Source organism: Methylobacterium sp. E-046, assembly GCF_022829625.1.
Lineage (GTDB): Bacteria > Pseudomonadota > Alphaproteobacteria > Rhizobiales > Beijerinckiaceae > Methylobacterium > Methylobacterium longum.
Genome location: NZ_JAKSYP010000256.1, coordinates 1 through 696, shown reverse-complemented (window position 1 = coordinate 696; position 696 = coordinate 1). Strand labels below are relative to the sequence as shown.

The window sequence follows — 696 nt, the reverse complement described above, 5'->3', positions numbered from 1 at the left end:
TCACGCAGCACGTAGCCGCGGCCCCAGACGGTCTCGATGTAGTTTTTGCCCTGGCTGGCGTTGGCGAGCTTCTTGCGCAGCTTGCAGATGAACACGTCGATGATCTTCAGCTCCGGCTCGTCCATGCCGCCGTAGAGGTGGTTGAGGAACATCTCCTTGGTCAGCGTCGTGCCCTTCCGGAGCGAGAGGAGTTCCAGCATCTGGTACTCCTTGCCGGTGAGGTGCACCCGGGCGCCGCCGACCTCGACGGTCTTCTGGTCGAGGTTCACGATCAGGTCGCCGGTGGTGATCACCGACTGGGCATGGCCCTTCGATCGGCGCACGATGGCGTGGATGCGCGCCACCAGCTCGTCCTTGTGGAACGGCTTGGTGAGGTAGTCGTCGGCGCCGAAGCCCAGGCCCTTCACCTTGTCCTCGATGCCGGCCATGCCGGACAGGATCAGGATCGGCGTCTTGACCTTCGCCACGCGCAGCGAGCGCAGCACCTCGTAGCCCGACATGTCGGGCAGGTTCAGATCGAGGAGGATGATGTCGTAGTCGTACAGCTTACCGAGGGCGGATCAGGTCACCGATCGGGTCGCCGGCGGCGGCCTTCCCTTGCGCCACGGCCGGCACCAGCTTGCCCGACAATCGCGGCCACGTTCGTGCTCCCGGCGGCAATGCCACAGTTGTCCGGTGCGCCAGCAGCACTCTGCT

The 696-nt window shown here is 64.9% G+C and carries 1 pseudogene; it reads right to left on the bottom strand.

Going from position 1 to position 696, the window contains the following annotated elements:
- Nucleotides 1-554: pseudogene (ctrA, locus tag MKK82_RS28495) on the bottom strand (response regulator transcription factor CtrA); the annotation flags it as partial.
- Nucleotides 555-696: the final 142 nt, after the last annotated feature.